This is a genomic window from Geodermatophilus sp. SYSU D00705, assembly GCF_054050135.1.
Genome location: NZ_JBJGYT010000021.1, coordinates 1 through 18,873, shown reverse-complemented (window position 1 = coordinate 18,873; position 18,873 = coordinate 1). Strand labels below are relative to the sequence as shown.

At 75.6% G+C, this 18,873-nt stretch carries 16 protein-coding genes; 4 read left to right on the top strand and 12 right to left on the bottom strand.

Annotated features, from left to right (window positions below):
- Positions 1-70: 70 nt before the first annotated feature.
- The 5 genes from ACI78Q_RS16140 to ACI78Q_RS16120 form a co-directional block, all read right to left on the bottom strand.
- A complete protein-coding gene (locus ACI78Q_RS16140) occupies positions 71-952 on the bottom strand; it encodes a glycosyltransferase family 2 protein (protein ID WP_456924426.1) in 882 nt (293 codons plus the stop codon).
- Between the two features lie 104 nt (positions 953-1,056).
- Positions 1,057-1,929, bottom strand: a complete 873-nt coding sequence (locus tag ACI78Q_RS16135; RefSeq protein ID WP_456924425.1) for a glycosyltransferase family 2 protein — start codon at positions 1,927-1,929, stop codon at positions 1,057-1,059.
- Complete coding sequence (locus ACI78Q_RS16130) at positions 1,926-2,990, bottom strand: prenyltransferase (RefSeq protein WP_456924424.1); 1,065 nt, start codon at positions 2,988-2,990, stop codon at positions 1,926-1,928. The genes ACI78Q_RS16135 and ACI78Q_RS16130 overlap by 4 nt, the downstream gene beginning before the upstream one ends.
- Before the next feature lie 22 nt (positions 2,991-3,012).
- Positions 3,013-3,804 carry a class I SAM-dependent methyltransferase gene (locus ACI78Q_RS16125; protein ID WP_456924423.1) on the bottom strand — a complete coding sequence of 264 codons (792 nt, stop codon included), beginning with the start codon at positions 3,802-3,804 and terminating at the stop codon, positions 3,013-3,015.
- Complete coding sequence (locus ACI78Q_RS16120) at positions 3,798-5,051, bottom strand: glycosyltransferase family 4 protein (RefSeq protein WP_456924422.1); 1,254 nt, start codon at positions 5,049-5,051, stop codon at positions 3,798-3,800. The genes ACI78Q_RS16125 and ACI78Q_RS16120 overlap by 7 nt, the downstream gene beginning before the upstream one ends.
- Before the next feature lie 88 nt (positions 5,052-5,139).
- On the opposite strand from ACI78Q_RS16120, the gene ACI78Q_RS16115 reads away from it, so the two are divergent.
- Both ACI78Q_RS16115 and ACI78Q_RS16110 read left to right on the top strand, forming a co-directional pair.
- Positions 5,140-5,433 (top strand): Dabb family protein, encoded by a 294-nt coding sequence (locus ACI78Q_RS16115; protein ID WP_456924421.1) that lies wholly within the window; start codon positions 5,140-5,142, stop codon positions 5,431-5,433.
- 119 nt (positions 5,434-5,552) lie between these two features.
- On the top strand, positions 5,553-6,641 hold the full coding sequence (locus ACI78Q_RS16110) for a DUF4192 domain-containing protein (protein ID WP_456924420.1): 1,089 nt from the start codon (positions 5,553-5,555) through the stop codon (positions 6,639-6,641).
- A gap of 6 nt (positions 6,642-6,647) precedes the next feature.
- On the opposite strand, the gene ACI78Q_RS16105 is transcribed toward ACI78Q_RS16110, so the two are convergent.
- Positions 6,648-8,747, bottom strand: a complete 2,100-nt coding sequence (locus ACI78Q_RS16105; protein ID WP_456924419.1) for a S9 family peptidase — start codon at positions 8,745-8,747, stop codon at positions 6,648-6,650.
- A 99-nt stretch (positions 8,748-8,846) separates the two neighbouring features.
- A complete protein-coding gene (locus tag ACI78Q_RS16100) occupies positions 8,847-9,554 on the bottom strand; it encodes a metal-dependent transcriptional regulator (protein ID WP_456924418.1) in 708 nt (235 codons plus the stop codon).
- 169 nt (positions 9,555-9,723) lie between these two features.
- Between ACI78Q_RS16100 and ACI78Q_RS16095 the strand changes: the two genes are divergently transcribed.
- Entirely contained in the window at positions 9,724-10,905 is a 1,182-nt protein-coding gene (locus ACI78Q_RS16095) for an acetoin utilization protein AcuC (protein ID WP_456924417.1), read from the top strand.
- A complete protein-coding gene (locus tag ACI78Q_RS16090) occupies positions 10,898-13,606 on the top strand; it encodes a bifunctional acetate--CoA ligase family protein/GNAT family N-acetyltransferase (RefSeq protein WP_456924416.1) in 2,709 nt (902 codons plus the stop codon). Before ACI78Q_RS16095 ends, ACI78Q_RS16090 begins: the two co-directional genes overlap by 8 nt.
- 4 nt (positions 13,607-13,610) lie before the next feature.
- Here the strand turns inward: ACI78Q_RS16090 and ACI78Q_RS16085 are convergent, their stop codons facing one another.
- The 5 genes from ACI78Q_RS16085 to ACI78Q_RS16065 form a co-directional block, all read right to left on the bottom strand.
- On the bottom strand, positions 13,611-14,426 hold the full coding sequence (locus tag ACI78Q_RS16085) for a methyltransferase domain-containing protein (RefSeq protein ID WP_456924415.1): 816 nt from the start codon (positions 14,424-14,426) through the stop codon (positions 13,611-13,613).
- A 189-nt stretch (positions 14,427-14,615) separates the two neighbouring features.
- A complete protein-coding gene (sigB, locus tag ACI78Q_RS16080; RefSeq protein WP_456924414.1) occupies positions 14,616-15,608 on the bottom strand; it encodes an RNA polymerase sigma factor SigB in 993 nt (330 codons plus the stop codon).
- A 253-nt stretch (positions 15,609-15,861) separates the two neighbouring features.
- Entirely contained in the window at positions 15,862-16,293 is a 432-nt protein-coding gene (gene dtd, locus ACI78Q_RS16075) for a D-aminoacyl-tRNA deacylase (RefSeq protein ID WP_456924413.1), read from the bottom strand.
- A gap of 60 nt (positions 16,294-16,353) precedes the next feature.
- Positions 16,354-17,424: a hypothetical protein gene (locus tag ACI78Q_RS16070; RefSeq protein WP_456924412.1), complete on the bottom strand. Its 1,071-nt coding sequence runs from the start codon at positions 17,422-17,424 to the stop codon at positions 16,354-16,356.
- Positions 17,421-18,269 (bottom strand): DUF4142 domain-containing protein, encoded by an 849-nt coding sequence (locus ACI78Q_RS16065; protein ID WP_456924411.1) that lies wholly within the window; start codon positions 18,267-18,269, stop codon positions 17,421-17,423. Before ACI78Q_RS16065 ends, ACI78Q_RS16070 begins: the two co-directional genes overlap by 4 nt.
- Between the last annotated feature and the right edge of the window lie 604 nt (positions 18,270-18,873).

Genomic DNA, 18,873 nt, shown 5'->3' with positions numbered 1-18,873 from the left:
GGTCTGCGCGCAGACCGTGTTCTCCCGGCCCGGCAGGGCACGTTGTGTGCACGAACCGTGGCAGGAGTGCTCAGCTGACGTAGCGGCGGGCGGTCGAGGTGCGCTGCGACTCCTCGAGCGCGGCGAAGCGGGCCTCGGCGTGCGGCGGCAGCACCCGGCGCTCCCGCAGCACCCAGGGCAGCCCGCGCACCGCGTCCAGGACGCCGAGCACGCTGAGCCGGTCCCGCGGCACGGTGCGCAACAGGTGCCGGGTGCGGCGCAGGGCCGGTCGCAGCGGGCGGCGCAGCCACGTCGTCCAGAGGGTGTTGCGGATGCCGTCGCGGCGGCGCTTGTGCGGATCGCGGGCGGTGCTGGCCTGGTGGTGCACGGTGAGCTCCGGCAGGTAGCACAGCTCCCAGCCGCGGGCGGCGAGGTCGCCGGCCATGAGCTCCTCCTCGCCGCCGAGCCACAGACGCTCGCAGAAGCCGCCCACCTCCTCGAAGGCCGCGCGCCGCAGCACCGACGCACCCGCGAGGAAGGAGCCCAGCGCCGGGCCGGGCAGCCACTCCGCGCCGCGGACGGGGGAGTCCCGCAGCTCCGAGACGATCGGGTCCTCGCGGCCGCCCGGCTCGACGAGGATCCGCGCGGTGACGACGGCCAGCCGCGGGTGGGTGTCGAAGGCGTCGGCGGCCGCGCGCAGCGAGCCGGGGTCCCACCAGGTGTCGTCGTCGCAGAAGGCCACGTAGGGGGTCGACACCCGGGCCACGCCGACGTTGCGGCCGACGGCGCCGAGGTTCTCCGGGCTGGCGACGAGCTCCACCTCGGGGAACCGCTCGGCGACCGCCGCCGCCGTCCCGTCGGTGGACCCGTTGTCGACCACGACCACGTGCGGCTGCTCGGGCAGGGCGCGCAGCCGGGCCAGCGCCCGGAGCACCTCGTCGCGGCGCTGGTGGGTGATGACGACGACGGCCACCCGCGGGTCGGTGTGGCCCTCCTGCAGGGGCCCGCTGCCAGCTTGCGAGCGGTGGGGGGCAGGAGAGTCCTCTCTCACGCGGCCGGGGGCGGCCTCGGTCGCCGTCACGCGGCGTCGCCGGCGAGCAGCCGGACGTCGGACCACACCGCGTCGGGCACCCGGTGGCGGCCCCGTACCGCGGCCGGCACGTCCGGGACCGCGCGCAGCAGCCCCCGCAGCCCCGGGCGTCCGGCGCGGACGGCGGAGGCGAGCAGCGGCGGCAGCGCCGGGAGGGGGTGGCGCATGACGGCGGTGAGCACCCGGCTGCGCCAGATCGCGGCCTGCCGGCGGGCCGGGGCGTCCCGCCGCGGGGAGGGGTGGTGGTGGATGGTGACCTCGTCGACGTAGGCCAGTCCCCAGCCGGCGGCGGCGAGGTCGAGCGCCACCCGCTCCTCCTCGCCGGGGAAGCGGACCACCGCGTCGAACCCGCCGACGGCCGCGAACGCCTCGGTGCGCACCAGCGCCGCGCAGGCGACGAAGCCCAGCAGCGACGGGCCGGGCAGGTCGGGGGCGGTGCCCAGAGGGCTGTCGGCCATCTCGGCGCAGACCGGGTCCAGCCGCTCCTCCGGGCCGACGAGGATGCGGGCGTTGAGCAGCGCCAGCCGCGGGTGCGCGCGCATGATCTGCACCGCCCGTGCCAGGTCGCCGGGCGCCCACCACGAGTCGTCGTCGGCGAACGCGACGAACGGGGTGCCGGCCTGCTCGGCGCCCAGCGTCCGGGCCCGGGCGCCGAGGTTGTGCTCCAGGGGCAGCACCGTCACCTCGGGGTGGGCGGCCCGGACGGCGTCCACCGTGCCGTCGGTGGAGCCGTTGTCGACCAGCACCACCGGCGCCTCGTGCCGGGGCAGTGAGGCGAGCAGGTCCTCGCGGCGGTTGCGGCTGGCCACCACGACGGTGACGGGCGGTCCTGCGGCGGCGGGGGTGTCGGGCGGGGTCACGACAGCACCGTGCCCGCGCCTCCCGCGAGCCAATCCACCGCACCCTGTGACGCGTCCGTGCCGGCAGCCGGCAGTGCCGCCGGATCGGTGAACAGCGCGCAGGCGGGGGTGGCGGCGGCCAGCGCGTCCGCGGCGAGGACGACCGCGGCCGCCGTCCAGGTGGTCCGCTCGACCGGCCAGCGGGCGTCGTCGGGGTACACGAAGCCGGTCCAGTAGGAGCCGTCGTCGTGGCGCAGGTGCTGCATCGCGGCCACCTGCTCGACCGCGGCGTCCCGCTGGCCGGCGGCGGCCAGCGCCAGCGCCAGCTCGCAGGTCTCCGCGCCGGTCACCCAGGGGCGGTCGGCGACGCAGCGGGCGCCGAGGCCGGGGACGACGAACCGGTCCCAGTCGGCGGCCAGCCGCTCGGTGGCCGCGAGCCCCGTCACGGCGCCGCCGAGCACCGGGTAGTACCAGTCCATCGAGTAGCGGGAGCGGTCGGCGAACGCCCCGGGGCGGGTGCGCAGGGCCGTGCCGAGGTCGTCGGCGGCCAGCTCCCAGTCCGGCTGCGGCTCCCCGGCGAGCGCGGCCAGCGCGACCCCGCAGCGCAGCGCCTGGAACAGGCTCGCGTTGCCGGTCAGCAGGGCGGTGCCGTCGGGCGTGCCGTCCGGTCGCAGGACCCAACCGACCGCCCCGCCCGGCAGCTGCATGCGGGTGACCAGGTCCAGCCCGCGGCGGACCACCGGCCACAGCGCGGTGACCAGCTCCTCGTCACCGGTGCACAGCCAGCTGTGCCACAGGCCGACGGCGAGGTAGCCGGCGTGGTTGCTCTCGGCTCCGGGAGCGGACTCCGCGCTGCCGCGGTACTCGGCGGCCCACGACCCGTCGGGTCGCTGCCGGGCGGCCAGCCAGCGGTAGGCGGCCCGGGCCCGGTCGTGCTCGCCGCCGACGTCGAGGGCCATCGCGGCCTCCACGGAGTCCCACGGGTCCAGCCGGCCGCCGCGGGACCACGGCAGCGCGCCGTCGGCCTCCTGCTCCGCGGCGATCGCCGCCACCGTCGCGCGTACCTGCTCCCCGCTGAGCACCCCGGGCAGCTCCGGCAGCAGCTCAGACAGCGGTCCGCTCCGGCTGGGTCCGCCCGGTCTGCTCGGTCTGTGCGGCGCGGGCCGGCGCCGGCTGGTCCGCAGCGGCGACCGGCTTGTCGGCGTAGACGACCAGGCTCTTGCCGAGCAGCGGGTCCAGCAGCCGTTCGGCGGTGCGGGTGGGCCACGGCCGCCGCATGAGGTCCCAGACCAGCAGCCGGTGGTAGGTGCGGACCGCGGCGGTGTCGAGGTCGACCCCGACGGCGCACTTCAGCCACCAGAAGGGTGCGTGCAGCGCGTGCGCGTGGTGCTGCCCGCCGGGCACCAGACCCGCGGCGGCGAGCCGGGTGCGCAGCACGTCGCCGCGGTAGATGCGCACGTGGCCGCCCTCGTTGGCGTGGTAGGCGTCCGACAGCGCCCAGCAGATCCGCTCGGGCAGGTAGCGGGGGACGGTCACCGCGACCCGCCCGCCGGGCTTGAGCACGCGGGCGATCTCGGCCAGGGCGGTGACGTCGTCGGGGATGTGCTCGAGCACCTCGGAGGCGATCACCCGGTCCACGCTGGCGTCGGGCACCGGGAGTGCGCGCAGGTCGCCGCGGACCACCGCGTACCGGGCGCCGTTCCCGCCCTCGCCGGCCTCGGCGATCGCGCCCAGCCAGCGCCGCGTCGTCTCGACCTCGGGCACGCCCCAGTCGACCGCGACCACCCGCGCGCCCCGGCGGAAGGCCTCGAAGGCGTGCCGGCCCTCGCCGCAGCCGAGGTCGAGCACGGTCATGCCCGGCCGCAGGCCGAGCCGGTCGTAGTCGACGGTCAGCACGGGCGGCCCTTCCTCTCGAGCACCTGCGCGTACCACTCCGCCGTCCGTTCGGCCGTGGACCGCCACGTGTAGGACGCCAGCACCCGGCGCCGCCCGGCCCGGCCCAGCTGCTCGCCGAGGGAGGGCGAGTCGAGCACCAGTTGCAGCGCCGCGGTGAGCTCCCCGACGTCGCCGGCGGGCACCCGCAGGCCGGCCTTGCTGCCCACGACCTCGGGCAGCGCACCGGCGTCGGTGGTGACCAGTGGCGTGCCGCAGGCCATGGCCTCGATCGCGGGGAGGGAGAACCCCTCGTACAGCGACGGGATGGCGACGACGGCGGCGCCCTGCAGCAGCGCCACCAGGTCCGCCTCGGGCAGGGGGCCGGTGAAGCGGACCGCGTCGCGCAGGCCCAGCCGGTCCAGCGCCGCCTCGGCCGGCCCGCCCGGCCGGGCGGTGCCGACGACGGTCAGCCGCACCTGCCGCTCGGTGCGCAGCTTCGCGACCGCCTCCAGCAGGTGCACCAGGCCCTTGAGCGGCACGTCGGCGCTGGTGGTGACCACGATCGACGCGCGGTCCCGCGGGCGGCCGGGCGGGGGAGGGGTGAAGACGTCGGGGTCGATGCCCACCGGGATGACGTCGACTCCGGCCGCGGGCACGCCCAGGTGGGTCTCGATGTCGCGGCGCGAGCTCTCCGAGACGGTGGTGATGCCGTCCAGCCGCGGCGCCACGCGCGCCTGCATGCCGGTGAAGGCGTACCAGCGGCGCAGCGTCAGCCGGCGGCGGCGGGAGGGGGCGGCGGCCAGCTCCAGCGCGCGGTCGATGGCGACCGGGTGGTGCACCGTGGCCACCGTGGCCACGCCCGCGCGGACCAACCGCAGCAACCCGAGGCCCAGGCTCTGGTTGTCGTGGACGACGTCGAACTCGCCGGCCCGGGGGAGCAGCTCCCGGGCCGCGCGGAGGCTGAAGGTGAGCGGTTCCGGGAAGCCGGCGGTGCACATCAGGGCCCACTCGGTGAGGTCGACCCAGTCGCGGAACTCGCCCGGCCGCGGCGTGCGGAACGGGTCCGGCTCGCGGTAGAGGTCGAGACTGGGCACCCGCTCCAGCGGCACGCCGTCGTCCAGCTCCGGGTAGGGCTGGCCGCTGAACACCGTGACGGCGTGGCCGAGGGCGGTCAGCTCGCGGGACAGCGCGCGGACGTAGACGCCCTGGCCACCGCTGTGCGGCTTGCTCCGGTAGGACAGCAGTGCGACGCGCAACGACCGTCCCATGGTCGGCGACTCTAGTGTCCCGGTGTGACGCGCCGGTTCCGGTAGCCCCGGCTGTGGACGGCGGACCGGTGCTGAGAGGGTGGCGGTCATGCTGCGCCACGTCGCGCTCTTCACCTGGTCCGACGACGCCGACCCCGAGCGCCGGGCCACCACACTGGCCGCGCTCCGGCGGCTGCCCGAGGAGGTGGGCGGGATGACGTCGTTCCACGTCGGCCCCGACGCCGGGCTGCGGGAGGGCAACGCGCACACCGCGCTGGTCGCCGACTTCCCCGACGCCGAGGCCTGGCGGCGCTACGCCGAGCACCCGGTGCACCTGCAGGTGGTCGCCGAGCACGTGACCCCGTACCTCGCCTCGCGGAGCGCGGCCCAGTACGAGGTCTGAGACCCGCGCGCAGGCACGGGGCGGGGACATCCCGGCCGGCGTCCTCCACAGGCCCGGCCGCGGTCCACAGGTACCGCGCAGGCGCCCCACCCGGGCCTCCCGGCCCCGAGGGTCGGGGCATGGACGACACCCCACGGCCCGAGGTCCGCATCTCCGACACCGGTGAGGTGGCCGCGGCGCTGCCGCACCTGATCGGCTTCCACCCGCACGAGTCGGTGCTGCTGGTCGGCCTCGGCGGGCCCAGCGGCCGGCGGGTCGGGCTGACCGTGCGGGCCGACCTCCCGGCGCGGGCGGCGTCGGCGCCGGCCGCCCGGCTGCTGGCACGCAGCGTCGCCACCGACGACCCCTCGGGGGTGGTCGTGGCGGTGGTCTCGGAGTCGCCGGACGACCTCGAAGCCCTGCCCGGGCAGCCCTCCGGCGAGGTCGTGGCCGGGCTGCCGCACCGCGACGTCGTGCACGACGCGGTGGTCGCGCTCGCCGCGCTGGACATCCCGGTGGTCGACGCGATCCTGGTCCGCCGCGGCCGGTGGTGGTCCTACGACTGCCCGGAGCCCTGCTGCGCCCCCGATGCCGGTACGCCGCTGCCGGCCGGGGTCTCCGAGCTGGCGGCCGCCTCCGTCGCCGGGGGCGTGGTCGTCGAGCGCGACCGCGCGGCGCTGGAGGCCCGGATCGCCCGCGTCGACGAGCCGGCCGCGGCGGCGATGGAGGCCCTCGCCTGGCGGGTGGGCGACCGCGCCGCGCGAGCGGTCCCGGCCGACCGGGACGTCGCGGCCCGCCGCGGCTGGGAGACCGTGGTCCGGGCGCTGCAGCGCTGCCGGCCGGGCGCTGCCGGCAGCGGCCGGCTCCCGGACTCCGACGTCGCGCACGTGCTGTGGGCGCTCGCCGACATCCGGGTGCGCGACCGTGCACTCACCCTCGCCCTCGGGGACGACGCCGCCGCGGCCGAGGCGCTGTGGACCGAGTGCACTCGCCGGGCACCGGTCCCGCTGGACGCCGCACCGGCCACCCTCCTCGCGGTGAGCGCGTGGCTGCGCGGCGACGGCGCGATGGCCAACGTCGCCCTCGAGCGGGCCCTGGCGAGCCGGCCGACCTACACCTTCGCCCAGCTGCTGGCCCAGGGGCTGACCGCGTGCCTGCCCCCGGGGGAGCTCCGGGCGATGATCACCGCGACGGCCGAGGAGCCCGACGAGGTCTGGGCCGCGGGATGAGGGTGCTCAGAGCAACTCCGGCCGCTGCCACTCCTCGCCCAGCACGTGCTCGGCGAGGAACGCCAGCACCGTCTCGTACCAGATCCGCGCGTTCCCCGGCGTCAGGACCCAGTGGTTCTCGTCGGGGAAGTAGAGGAACTTGGACGGCACGCCCCGCTTCTGCAGGTCGTACCAGAGGCGCAGCGCCTCCCCGATCGGCACGCGGTAGTCGTGGTCGCCGTGGATGACCAGCATCGGCGTCCGGATGGCGTCGGCGAACCGGTGCGGCGAGTTCTGCTCGTAGCGCTTGGGCTGCTGCAGCGGGTCGCCCCACTCCTGCTCCCAGAAGTACGCCGCGTCGGTGGTGCCGACGAAGGAGTCGATGTGCCAGAGGCTGGCGTGGGTGACGATCGCGCGGAACCGGTCGGTCTGGGTCGCGACCCAGTTGGCCATGTAACCGCCGAAGGAGCCGCCCATCGCCGCGGTGCGGGTGGCGTCGACCTCCGGCACCTGCTCCGCGGCGTCGACGGCCGCCATGAGGTCGGTGTAGGGCGCGTCCCCCCACGCGCCCCAGCCGCGGCGCACGAACTCCTGGCCGAAGCCCTGCGACAGGGCCGGGTTGGGCAGCAGGACGGCGTAGCCACGGGCGGCCATGACCCAGGGGCACCAGCGCCACGACCACGAGTTCCAGCTCATCAGCGGGCCGCCGTGGATCCACAGCAGCAGCGGAGCCGGGCGGTCCGCCGACGCCCCCTCCGGCAGCACCAGCCACGACTGCACCCGGGTGCCGTCGGCGGCGGTCGCCGTCACCTCGTGCAGGGTGCCGGGCAGGGCGTCGAGGGCGCCGGGGTTGGGCAGGGGCGCGGGGTGCTGGCCGGGAGCCTCCGGGTCCAGCCGGACGGGGGCCGGCGGCTCGTCGTACGCCGAGCGCAGGGCGTACAGGGCGCTGCCGTCGCGGGCCACCTGCAGGTCGCTGTAGGCGCCGTCCGTGGTCAGGCGCACGGGCGTCCCGCCGTCGGCCGGCACCCGGAACAGCGCGTGCCGGCCGTCGTCGTCGGCGAGGAAGTACACCGCCGCGCCGTCCGCGGCGAACTGTGGGGCGCTGGGCCAGCGGTCGAGGTCGGGGGTGAGGTCGCGAACCGCCCCGGTGGCGACGTCGACGTGCAGGAGCGTGTAGTCCGGCGCGTCCTCGTACGTCGGCAGCGTCTCCCGCACGCAGACCACCGCGGTGCCGTCGGGGGAGAAGCGGGCGGAGTGGACGTCGGCCAGCGGGTCGTCGACCAGCACGCGGGCCTCGCCGGTGGCGGTCTCGAGGACGACGAGTCGGTCGCGGCGGCCGGCCGGACCGTGGGGCACCGGCTCGACGCGGACCACCAGCCGGCCGTCGGGGGAGAGCGCCGGGGAGTCCCCGGCCTCGTCGGGCGGGACGACGTCGGGCGTCAGGTCGCGCAGCGGACCCGGCTCGGCGGCGGCTCCTGCGGGTGGCTCCGCGGGCAGCCGGCCGAGCCAGAACAGGTGCGGTGCGGCCGGCCCGAGGTCGGAGTCCCAGTGCCGGACCGGGTAGGCCTCGTGGAGGATCGCGCTGATCCCCGCGTCCTTGCGTTGCTTGCGGCGCTCGGCGTCGGCCTCGGCGTCCGCGGCGCCGGGCATCGCCGAGGCCACGACCACCACGTCCCCGGAGTCCGCGGCCACCGCGAAGCCGCCGACGCCGCCGGGGTGGACCACCACGGGCCGGGCCTCGCCGCCGTCGGCCGGCAGGCTCCACAGCGCGGGCCGGGGGTCCTCACCGTCCCGCTTGGCGTCCGGGTCGGGGCGGGCGGAGGTGAACAGCAGCGACCCGTCGGGGGCGAAGGCCGGGGCCGACTCCCCGGGCGCGCTGCGGGTGAGCCGGCGGGCCGGGCGGCGTCCCTCCGGGTCGACGTCCCACAGCGCCGACTGCCACTTCGTGCGCTCGGGGTCCAGCGTCTGCACCGACACCACCAGCCGCCGGCCGTCGGAGGAGAGCGCCAGCCCGGTGAGCCGGGGCAGCGCGACGAAGGCGGCCAGGTCGGCGAACGGCGAGGTGCCCGGGGTGGCGTCGTCCCCCGCGGGGGCGGACGGGTCGGTCGCGGCGGGAGGCTGGCTCACGCGGGGCCTTCTCTCGTGTCCGGTCGGAGCGGTCGGGCCCACCGTAGTGAGCCCGACCGCCGCGCCGTCCCCGCGTCGCGGGCCGGGCCCGCTCCCGGCTCAGAGCCGGGGCGCGGCCTCCACCGGGGTGAGGTCCTCGTCCAGTGCGCTGACGAACACGTGCTGGGACACGCCGGCGGGCAGCACCTCGCCGTCCACGGCCACCGTGCCGGCCACCAGCTGGGCCACCACGGTCGCGCCCGGCCGCAGCCCCTGGTCGGCCAGCGAGCGCATGAGTTCGGAGTCCTCCTGGAGCTGCTCGCTGATCCGCTTGACCTCCACGCGGCGCCCCTCGGGGGTGGCCGTCGTGGACAGGAGGGTCAGCGAGTCCAGCACCGCGGAGGTCTCGCCCCCGAGCGCGTCCAGCCCCGGGATGGGGTTGCCGAACGGCGAGACACTCGGGTTGCCCAGCAGGGTGAGCAGCTTGCGCTCGACGGCCTCGCTCATGACGTGCTCCCAGCGGCACGCCTCCTCGTGGACGTCGGCGTAGTCCAAGCCGATCACGTCGACCAGCAGGCACTCGGCGAGGCGGTGCTTGCGCATGACGGCGGTGGCCAGCTGGCGCCCCTGGTCGGACAGCTGAAGGTGCCGGTCACCCTCGACGGTCAGCAGACCGTCACGCTCCATCCGGGCGACCGTCTGGCTGACGGTGGGGCCGCTCTGGTGCAGCCGCTCGGCGATCCGGGCGCGGAGGGGGACGATCCCCTCCTCCTCCAGCTCGAAGATCGTCCGGAGGTACATCTCGGTGGTGTCGATGAGGTCGTTCACAGGTCTCCTCCGTGTCGCCCCCGATGGTACGGGCGGAGGCCTCGTGGGCGGGGTCACGCGGCGGTGCGTCCAGGGCTCGCGAACGGGTCGCCGGCGGTAGCGTCCCACCCGGAAGTGGTCCGGGGTCGTCGACGACCCCCTCCGTCCCGCCCGTCAGCGAGGAGAGCTGGTGAGTGACTCCGTTGCGGTCGTCTGGGACGACGCGCTGCTCGGCTACACGATGGGCGGGGACCACCCGCTGCACCCTGTCCGGCTCGACCTCACGATGCGGCTGGCGGACTCCCTCGGCGTCCTGACCTCCGACCGGCTGCAGGTGCTCCAGCCGACCGCTGCCGACACCGACCTGCTCACGCTCGTGCACGACCCGGCCTACCTCGACGCGGTGCGGCGCGCGCCGGCCGACCCCGACGTCGGGTTCGGCCTCGGCACGCCGGACAACCCGATCTTCGAGGGCATGTACGACGCCGCCGCGCTGATCACCGGCGGCAGCGTGCTCGCCGCCCAGCAGGTGCACGCGGGCACCGCCCAGCACGCGGTGAACATCTCCGGCGGCCTGCACCACGCCATGCGCGACCGGGCCTCGGGCTTCTGCGTCTTCAACGACGCCGCGGTGGCCATCGCCTGGCTGCTCGCGCAGGGCCACGAGCGGATCGCCTACGTCGACATCGACGTCCACCACGGGGACGGCGTGCAGGCGGCGTTCTACGACGACCCGCGGGTGCTCACCGTCAGCGTGCACCAGACGCCGCTCACCCTCTTCCCGGGGACCGGTTACCCCGAGGAGACCGGGGAGCCGGCCACGGCGCTGGGCAGCGCGGTCAACCTCGCCCTCCCCAACGGCACCGACGACTCCGGCTGGCTGCGTGCCTTCCACGCCGTCGTGCCGAGCGTCCTCAAGGCCTTCAAGCCGGAGATCCTCGTGACCCAGTGCGGCTGCGACGCCCACCACGAGGACCCTCTCGCCGACCTCTCGCTCACCGTCGACGGCCAGCGGGCCAGCTACCGGGCGCTGCACGACCTCGCGCACGAGGTCTGCGACGGTCGCTGGCTGGCCCTCGGCGGCGGCGGGTACGGCCTGGTCCGCTGCGTGCCCCGGGCCTGGACCCACCTCATCGCCGAGGCCGGCGGGGACCGGCTGGACCCGGCGACGGAGATCCCCGAGTCGTGGCGGGAGGACGTCGTCCGCCGCGGCCTGCGCGCCCGCCCACCGACACACATGACCGAGGGCGGCTACACCGGCTTCTCGCGCTGGGACCCGTTCACCGAGTCCCGCGTCGACCGCGCCATCTCCCGCACCCGCCGGGCCTCGTTCCCCTACTTCGGCCTCGACCCGGACGACCCCCGTGACTGACCAGCAGACCCAGACCGTCCCCGCCGACGAGGTCGGCACGCCCCCGGCGCACTGGGAGGCCGACATCATCGCCGCCGACGGCGGCACGCTGCACCTGCGACCGATCCGTCCCGACGACGGCGACGCGCTCGTCGGGCTGATGGAGCGCAGCTCCGACCAGACCCGCTACTACCGGTTCTTCGGCCCGATGAAGCGGCTGTCCGACCGGGACCTGCACCGGTTCACCCACGTCGACCACGACTCCCGGGTGGCGTTCGTGCTGGTGCTCGGCGACCAGGTGATCGGCGTCGGCCGCTACGACCGCTACCCCGACACCGCCGACGCCGAGGTCGCCTTCCTCATCGAGGACGCCCACCAGGGCCGCGGCCTGGGGTCGGTCCTGTTGGAGCACCTGGCCGCCGCGGCGCGGGAGCGCGGCATCGACCGCTTCGTCGCCGAGGTGCTGGCGCAGAACAACCGGATGGTGCGGGTCTTCCTCGACGCCGGCTACACCCCCGAGCGCACGTACGAGGAGGGCGTGGTCCACCTGACCTTCCCGATCGCGCCCACGGAGACGGCGCTGGCGGTGCTGTACGAGCGGGAGCAGCGCAGCGAGTCGCGGTCGATCGCCCGGCTGCTCACGCCGTCCTCGGTCGCGGTGGTGGGGGCCAGCAACGACGAGGAGAAGATCGGCCACGCCGTCCTGCGGCACCTGCTCGACTACGGCTTCCGCGGTCCGGTCTACCCGGTGAACCCCGGTGCCCGGCACGTGCGGGGGGTGCCCGCCTACGCCTCCATCGAGGCGATCCCCGACGACGTCGACCTCGCGGTCCTCGCGGTGCCCGCCGACGAGGTCGCCGGCGTGGTGGAGGCCTGCCGGCGCAAGCGGGTCCGCGGCCTGGTGGTGATCTCCGGGGGGTTCGGGGAGTCCGGTCCCGAGGGGCGGGCCGCCGAGCGCGCGCTGGTCGCCGCCGCGCGGGCGTCGGGGATGCGGGTGGTCGGCCCCAACTGCCTGGGCATCGTGAACACCGACACCGCGGTGCGGCTGAACGCCAGCCTCGCGCCCCGGATCCCCGGGCGCGGCCGGGTCGGCTTCTTCGCGCAGTCCGGGGCGCTCGGGTCGGCGCTGCTGGAGCAGGCGCGCACCCGCAACATCGGACTGTCCAGCTTCGTCTCGGCCGGCAACCGAGCCGACGTGAGCGGCAACGACCTGCTGCAGTACTGGGCCACCGTCCCCGGCACCGAGGTCGTGATGCTGCACCTGGAGAGCTTCGGCAACCCGCGCAAGTTCGCCCGGCTGGCCCGCCGGGTGGGCCGCAGCAAGCCGGTGGTCGCGGTGAAGAGCGGCCGCCACGTCCGCATGACCGAGGGCCTGGCCGGCACGTCGGTGGCGGTGCCCGAGGAGTCGGTGGCGGCGCTGTTCGCCTCGGCCGGCGTCATCCGGGTGGAGACCCTCGCGCAGCTGTTCGACGTCGGCACGCTGCTGGCCCACCAGCCGCTGCCGGAGGGCGACCGGGTCGCCGTCGTCGGCAACTCCACCGCGATGGGCGTGCTGGTCGCCGACGCCGTCCTGGAGGAGGGGCTGGCGCTGGCCTGGGAGGCGCCCGCGGACATCGGCGCCGGGGGCACGGCAGAGGAGTTCCGCGCCGCGCTCCGCACGGCCGTCGACGACCCCGGGGTGGACGCGGTGGTCGCGGTGTTCCTGCCGCCGCTGAGCCGGGGGTCGGCCGAGTTCGGCCGGGTGCTGCGCGAGGTGGCCCAGGACGCCGGCAAGCCGGTCGTCGCGACGTTCCTGTCCACCGAGGGGATCCCGCCGGAGCTCGCCGTCCCCGGTGAGGACGGGACGCCGGACCGCGGCTCGGTGCCCTCCTACTCGACCCCGGAGCGCGCCGTCATCGCGCTGGCGAAGGTGGCGGAGTACGCGCGCTGGCGGCGCCGTCCGGTGGGCGAGGTGCCCGAGCTCGACGGGGTCGACGAGCGGGCCGCGCGCGAGGTCGTCCTGTCGGCGCTGGCCGCGGAGCCCGGCGGGCGAACGCTCACCGACGACGAGACGATCGCCCTGCTGGCCGCCTACGGCGTGCCGCTGCTGGGCACGCGCACGGTGACCGACGCCGAGGCGGCCGTCACCGCCGCGGAGGCGATCGGGTACCCGGTGGTGCTCAAGTCGACGGCGCCGTGGCTGCGGCACCGCTCCGACCTCGGCGGTGTGCGGCTGGACCTGGGCGACGCCGACGCCGTCCGGGCCGCCTTCGCCGCCATCCCCGCCGGCGACCCGGTGATCGTGCAGGAGATGGCCGCCCCGGGCGTGGCCACCGTCGTGGGGGTCGTCGACGACCCGTCGTTCGGCGCGCTGGTGAGCTTCGGCCTCGGTGGCGTGGCCACCGACCTGCTCGGCGACCGCGCGTACCGCACCCTCCCGCTCACCGACCTCGACGCCGCCGAGCTGGTCCGCGCACCGCGGGCGTGGCCGCTGCTCAACGGCTACCGCGGCTCCGAGCCGGTCGACGTCGCCGCCCTGGAGGACCTCCTGCTGCGGGTCGCGCGGCTGGCCGACGACCTGCCCGAGGTGCTGCAGCTGCGGCTCGAACCGGTGATCGTCGGCCCGCCGAACCCGTGGCACGGCGGGCGCTCGCTGGTGGTCGCCGGAGCCGTGGTCCGGGTCGGGCCGCCGACCGCGCGGGTCGAGCCCGGCCCCCGGCGCATGCGCAGCCCCGGCGTGTGAGGGCTCACGCCGGCGTGCGGCCGACGACCAGGTGCCCGCGCAGGGGAGCGGCCAGCGTGCCGTCCGGGGCGGTGAAGGGCGCCAGCACCTCCCGGGCGCCGGCGCGGATGCGCTCGTAGACCTCGGGGGTGATCCGCTGGGCCAGCGGTGACCCCTCGACCTCGGTGGTGGCCAGCGCGTCGGCGGAGTCGAAGGCGGCGGTGCCCAGGTGGGTCCGGGTGGCCACCACCGTGAGGCCGGCGGAGGTGAGGGCCGCGCGCAGCTGGTCCAGGTCACCGCAGGCCCAGTACGCGCCGAGCAGCGACGCGGCGTCGGGGCCGGCGTGCGAGACGGCCATCTCGACGAAGGGGCCGTAGGCGGGCTGGTCGGCCAAGGCGGCCGGGACGCAGACGGCGACCACGCCGCCGGGACGGGTCACCCGTGCCGCCTCGCGCAACGCCGCCGTCCGGTCCGGGAAGAACATCAGCGCCATCTGGCACAGCACCGCGTCGAAGGCGGAGTCGGGGAACGGCAGGTCGGCGACGTCCCCCTGCCGCCACTCCAGGTCGGGCCGGACCCGGCGGGCCACGGCGAGCATGGCCTCGTTCAGGTCCACGCCCACGACCCGGCCGCGGCCACCCAGCCGGTCGGCGACGGTCCGCGCGACGATGCCCGTCCCGCAGGCGGCGTCGAGGACGTCCTGTCCGGGCCGGACGCCGGCGACGTCGGCCAGCAGGGGGGCCCACTGGGCGAAGATCGCCGGCACGAAGCGGGCCTCGTAGAGCTCGGCCGCCTCGGCGCCGATCTGGAAGGTCTCGGTCGCGGCTCGCGGTGTGGTCATGGCGCGCTCCCCGGGTGCGGTGCCCCCGCTGCCGTCCAGGGTCGCGCGGTGCGGGCGCGAGGTCACCGGGTCGCTGCGCGCGCCCCCGGGACGCCGAGAGCCGGCCACCCGGAGGTGACCGGCTCTCGAGCGGTGCCGGACGGTTCGGTGCCGGGGACGGCACCTGGCCGCGGTGACGTCCGGAGGACGTCAGGCGAGATAGTCGCGGAGGGCGTCGGCGCGCTCCGGGTCGCGGAGCTTGGCCATCGTCTCGCGCTCGATCTGGCGCACCCGCTCGCGGGAGAGGCCGAACTGCTTCCCGATCTGCTCCAGGGTCCGCGGCTGGCCGCCGTCCAGGCCGAAGCGGAGGACGACGACGTCGCGCTCGCGGTCCTCGAGCGTGGAGAGCACGTTGCGCACGTCGCCCTTCATCATCTGGAAGGCGACGGCGTCCTCGGCGACCGCGGCGTCGGCGTCCTCGATGAAGTCACCGAGGCGGGACTCCTCGTCGGCGCCGACGGTCTGGTCGAGGCTGACCAGGTCGCGGGAGTACTCGAGCAGCTCGGTGATCCGCTCGGGGGTCATGTCGAGCTCGAGACCGAGCTCCTCGGGGGTGGGCTCGCGCTCCAGCTCCTGGTGGATCCGGCGCCGGGTGCGCACCACCTTGTTGACCTGCTCGGCGAGGTGCACGGGCAGCCGGATGGTGCGGCCGGAGTCGGCCATGGCGCGGGTGATGGCCTGGCGGATCCACCACGTCGCGTACGTCGAGAACTTGAAGCCCTTGGTGTAGTCGAACTTCTCCACGGCGCGGATCAGGCCGACGTTGCCCTCCTGGATGAGGTCCAGGAACGTCATGCCGTGGCCGGTGTAGCGCTTGGCCACCGAGACGACCAGGCGCAGGTTGGCCTCCAGCAGGTGCCGCTTGGCGGCCTTGCCGTCGATGGCCAGCGCCTTGTAGTCCCGCTGGTAGCTGGGGGTGAGGCCCTGCTTCTCGGCGAGCAGCCGCTCGGCGTAGAGGCCGGCCTCGATCCGCTTGGCGAGCTCGACCTCCTGCTCGGCGGTGAGCAGCGCGGTCTTGCCGATGGTGTTGAGGTACACCCGCACGAGGTCGGTCGAGACCAGACCCGTGGTGTCGGGCTCGCGGCGCGTCGAGCGCGAGCGCACCTCGAGGGTGTCGGTGGGGGAAGACTGCAGCAGCGTCACGATCTGTCTTCGTCCTTGCCTTCGGTTCGGATGCGTGCCGCCGGTCGTCGGTGGCGGCGGCGCGCGTCCGGGCGTCGTGGGTGGGGGCCCGGTCGGCCGGTTCGTCAACCGGCCGCAGCCCTCGCTCGGGTGTCCGTTGTGGTACGCCCTGCACAACGGCCGCGACGGGCCTGCGTGTTCCACCGATGCCGGGTTCCCAGCAAACGCACAGGGCGTGTGTTGTGTCACCCTGCGGTACCCCGCGCTCGGCGGATCAGACCTCCAGCAGCAAGGTCATCGGCCCCTCGTTGACCGACGAGACGAGCATCCGGGCGCCGAAGACGCCGGTGGCCACCTCGCTGCCGCGCCGGCGCAGCTCCGCGACGACCTCGTCCACCAGCGGCTCGGCCAGCTCACCGGGGGCGGCGGCGTCCCAGGAGGGACGGCGGCCCTTGCGGGTGTCGGCGTAGAGGGTGAACTGGCTGACCACCAGCACGGGCAGGTCCAGGTCGGACACCGACCGGGCGCCGTCCTCGGTGGGGAAGACCCGCAGTTCGTGGATCTTGCGGGCCAGCACCCGGGCGCGCTCGGCGTCGTCGTCCCGGCCGACGCCGACGAGCGCCAGCAGCCCCCGGCCGATCTCGCCCACGACGACGCCGTCCACCGTGACCGCCGCCGTCCCGACCCTGCTCACCACCGCGCGCACCAGGCCATCCTCGGCCGGTCCAGAACGGCATCCCGCGTGAGGGGTTGCCGAGGGGCCCGGTCAGCGGCCGTTCGACGGGTCGCCGTCGCCGTCGCCGTCGCCGTCGGTGCGCGTGTCGGTGTCGGTCCCGCTCCGGCTCTCGGAGTCGACGTCGGCACCGGTGCGCTCCGGCTCCACGGTGCGCTGCGGGGTCTCGGCCACCGGGCGCTCCGGGGTGGCCGACGCCTCCTCGGTGCGCTGCGCGGTGACAGACGCCTCCTCGGTGCGCTGCGGGGTCTCGGTCGGCTGGCCGGCGCCCGTGTCCGCCGCATCCGCGTTGCCCGGGGGAGCCGCCTCGGCCGCATCGTCCACCGTGACCCGGATGCGGACCGAGTCGACAGCCGGCATCTGGTTGGCGAACACCATCATCGGGATCCGGTGCGAGCCGTCGCCGGCCCACGCCGAGCACTGGGCCTCGCCGGCGGTGAGCAGTCCCGGGATCTGGACCGTGACGGTGTCCGGCGTGGCGCCGCCCCCGCCGTCCTCGGTCGCGACGAACACGGCCTGACGCTCCGGCTGGGGCGCCTCGCCGGTGTCGCCCAGCACGCGGCAGGCCGTGTGGAAGTGGCCGCGGACGAGACCGTTCGCGTCCAGGGTGGAGGACTCGAGGTAGTAGCCGCCCTCCGCGGCGGGCAGGAAGCGGTCCCGGACGAGGTTGCGTGTCGACACCTCGATCGCGAACGGCTGGCCGACCGCCACCTCGCCCGGGGCGTCGGTGATCAGCAGCTGCGGGTTGTCCTCCGCCGCGCCGACCTCGCCGAACGGGGTCGGGACGCACGCGGGCCCAACCTGGTTGCCGTCGTGCGGCGGCAGGTCGGAGTCCTCGCAGCCCTGCGCCAGCGGCACGAGTGATGCCGCGGCGTCGGACGCCGCAGTCCCGTGGTCGTGCCCCGCGGCCCCCTCGCCGGCGGCCGAGGATGACGCCGCGGCCCCGTCGCCGGCGGCCGGGGATGACGCTGCGACCGCCTCGCTGGACTGCGCGGACGCCGTCGCGAGGCTGCCCGTGCCGGCCACCACGGCGGCGCCGAGCACAGCCCCCACGGCCATGGCTGCGGCGACGGGGAGCGCCTGGTTGGTCCTGGACCTGCTCATGCTCTGCTCCTTGCGTGGTGTCCGCGGGCCCGTGTCCGCGGTGTGGTGGTCCGGTTCTCCCGCGGTCCGGCCAGCGTCTGCACGGTTCGAGCCAGCGCCCGGCCGAAGAGGACGAGCAGGACGACGAAGAGAGCGGTGACCAGGGTGTACAGGAGGAAGTCGAGGGTGTTCCCCAGCCAGTCGGGGTGGTCGACGTCGGACGTGCTGGGCAGCAGCTCGTAGTCCACGAGCCCGGTCGACTCGAGGTACTCGATGTGCCGCTGCACGAACGCCATCGCCTCGGTCGCGAACTCGCGGATCTCCGCGCTGCGCGTCGACACCCGGACCTGGGTCAGGAACGGCAGCACGTTGCCGTGTGCCTGCCGGAGCAGGAACACGGCGCGCTCGTCGAACGCGGCGCCCTGCTGCGCGTCGATCTCGCGCATCCAGCCCTGCTGCTCCGTCGTCGGGCCGGTCGGCAGCGCGACGCCCAGTCGGGCCGCGACCTCCTCGACGATCCCGTCGAGGACGTGGTGCTCGGCGGAGATCTTGCCGCCGACCTCGCGGACCAGCGGATCGACGGCTCGCTCGGTCAGCGATGTCCCGACCGGCATCTCCCACAGACCGGCTTGCTTCACCTTCTGCAGCACCTCGCGATCGGACACCGCGAGGGGCGCACCGTCGGCGTCCGACGGCTCGGCGGCTTCGGCAGCGGTCTGTTCGACGCGCTCCATGGGGACGCCGATGCCGGTCGTGTCGCCGCCCGCGTGGGCGAGCGGGGTGTCGGCGGACGCCTCCACGGCGTCGAGCGTGCGCGCGCTCCCGGCGGCTCCCTCCGGCGCGGGCGTGGTCAGCGTGACCGTCACCGCCACGAGGGCGACGACCGCGGAGACCGGGAGGCCCGCGCGGCGGCGTCCCTGGCGGGACCAGCGGAGCAGAAGGGGAACGAGACGATGCCCGGAGGGGCGGTGGTGCATGGGGAAGGGGCCCCTCGATCGGGTGAACGGGTGTGACTCATCGAGGTTAGACGTGAGCACAGCGTGATCGGAAGTCCGTGACGGAACAGTTCTACCGAGCGTCGCTCCACCGGTCGGGGGCCTCCCCCCGCGCGGGCCCTGATGCGCCCCGCACGGACGGGCTGAGCGCCACGACCAGAGGGCCGGTGAGCGGCCCGCGGCATCGCTCGCCCGCCCCAGCCCTCGGGCGCGTCGCTCCGTGCCACCCCGCCCGGCCGTCGTCGCCACGGTGACGGATCCATGCCGGAGGTCCGGCCGCCGTCCACGACGAGGGCGTGCCCCACGGGAACCCGCCGAGCTCTGTGCACAGCCACAGCAGCGCCTAGGTGTACTGCCCATGAGCGTTGTTGACGGCGCCGAGGCCTGATCCAACGAGGAGACCTCCGAGCGAAGGTGTGGGTGCTGACGCCACGCCCGAATGCTCGGAGGTCTCGTGTCCCACGCTAACGCTCGC

Bases quoted from the DNA above. Each gene is read 5' to 3' on its own strand.
- ACI78Q_RS16120 (WP_456924422.1), bottom strand. From the start codon at position 5,051: ATGGGACGGTCGTTGCGCGTCGCACTGCTGTCCTACCGGAGCAAGCCG.
- ACI78Q_RS16115 (WP_456924421.1), top strand. From the start codon at position 5,140: ATGCTGCGCCACGTCGCGCTCTTCACCTGGTCCGACGACGCCGACCCC.
- ACI78Q_RS16110 (WP_456924420.1), top strand. From the start codon at position 5,553: ATGGACGACACCCCACGGCCCGAGGTCCGCATCTCCGACACCGGTGAG.
- ACI78Q_RS16085 (WP_456924415.1), bottom strand. From the start codon at position 14,426: ATGACCACACCGCGAGCCGCGACCGAGACCTTCCAGATCGGCGCCGAG.
- ACI78Q_RS16070 (WP_456924412.1), bottom strand. From the start codon at position 17,424: ATGAGCAGGTCCAGGACCAACCAGGCGCTCCCCGTCGCCGCAGCCATG.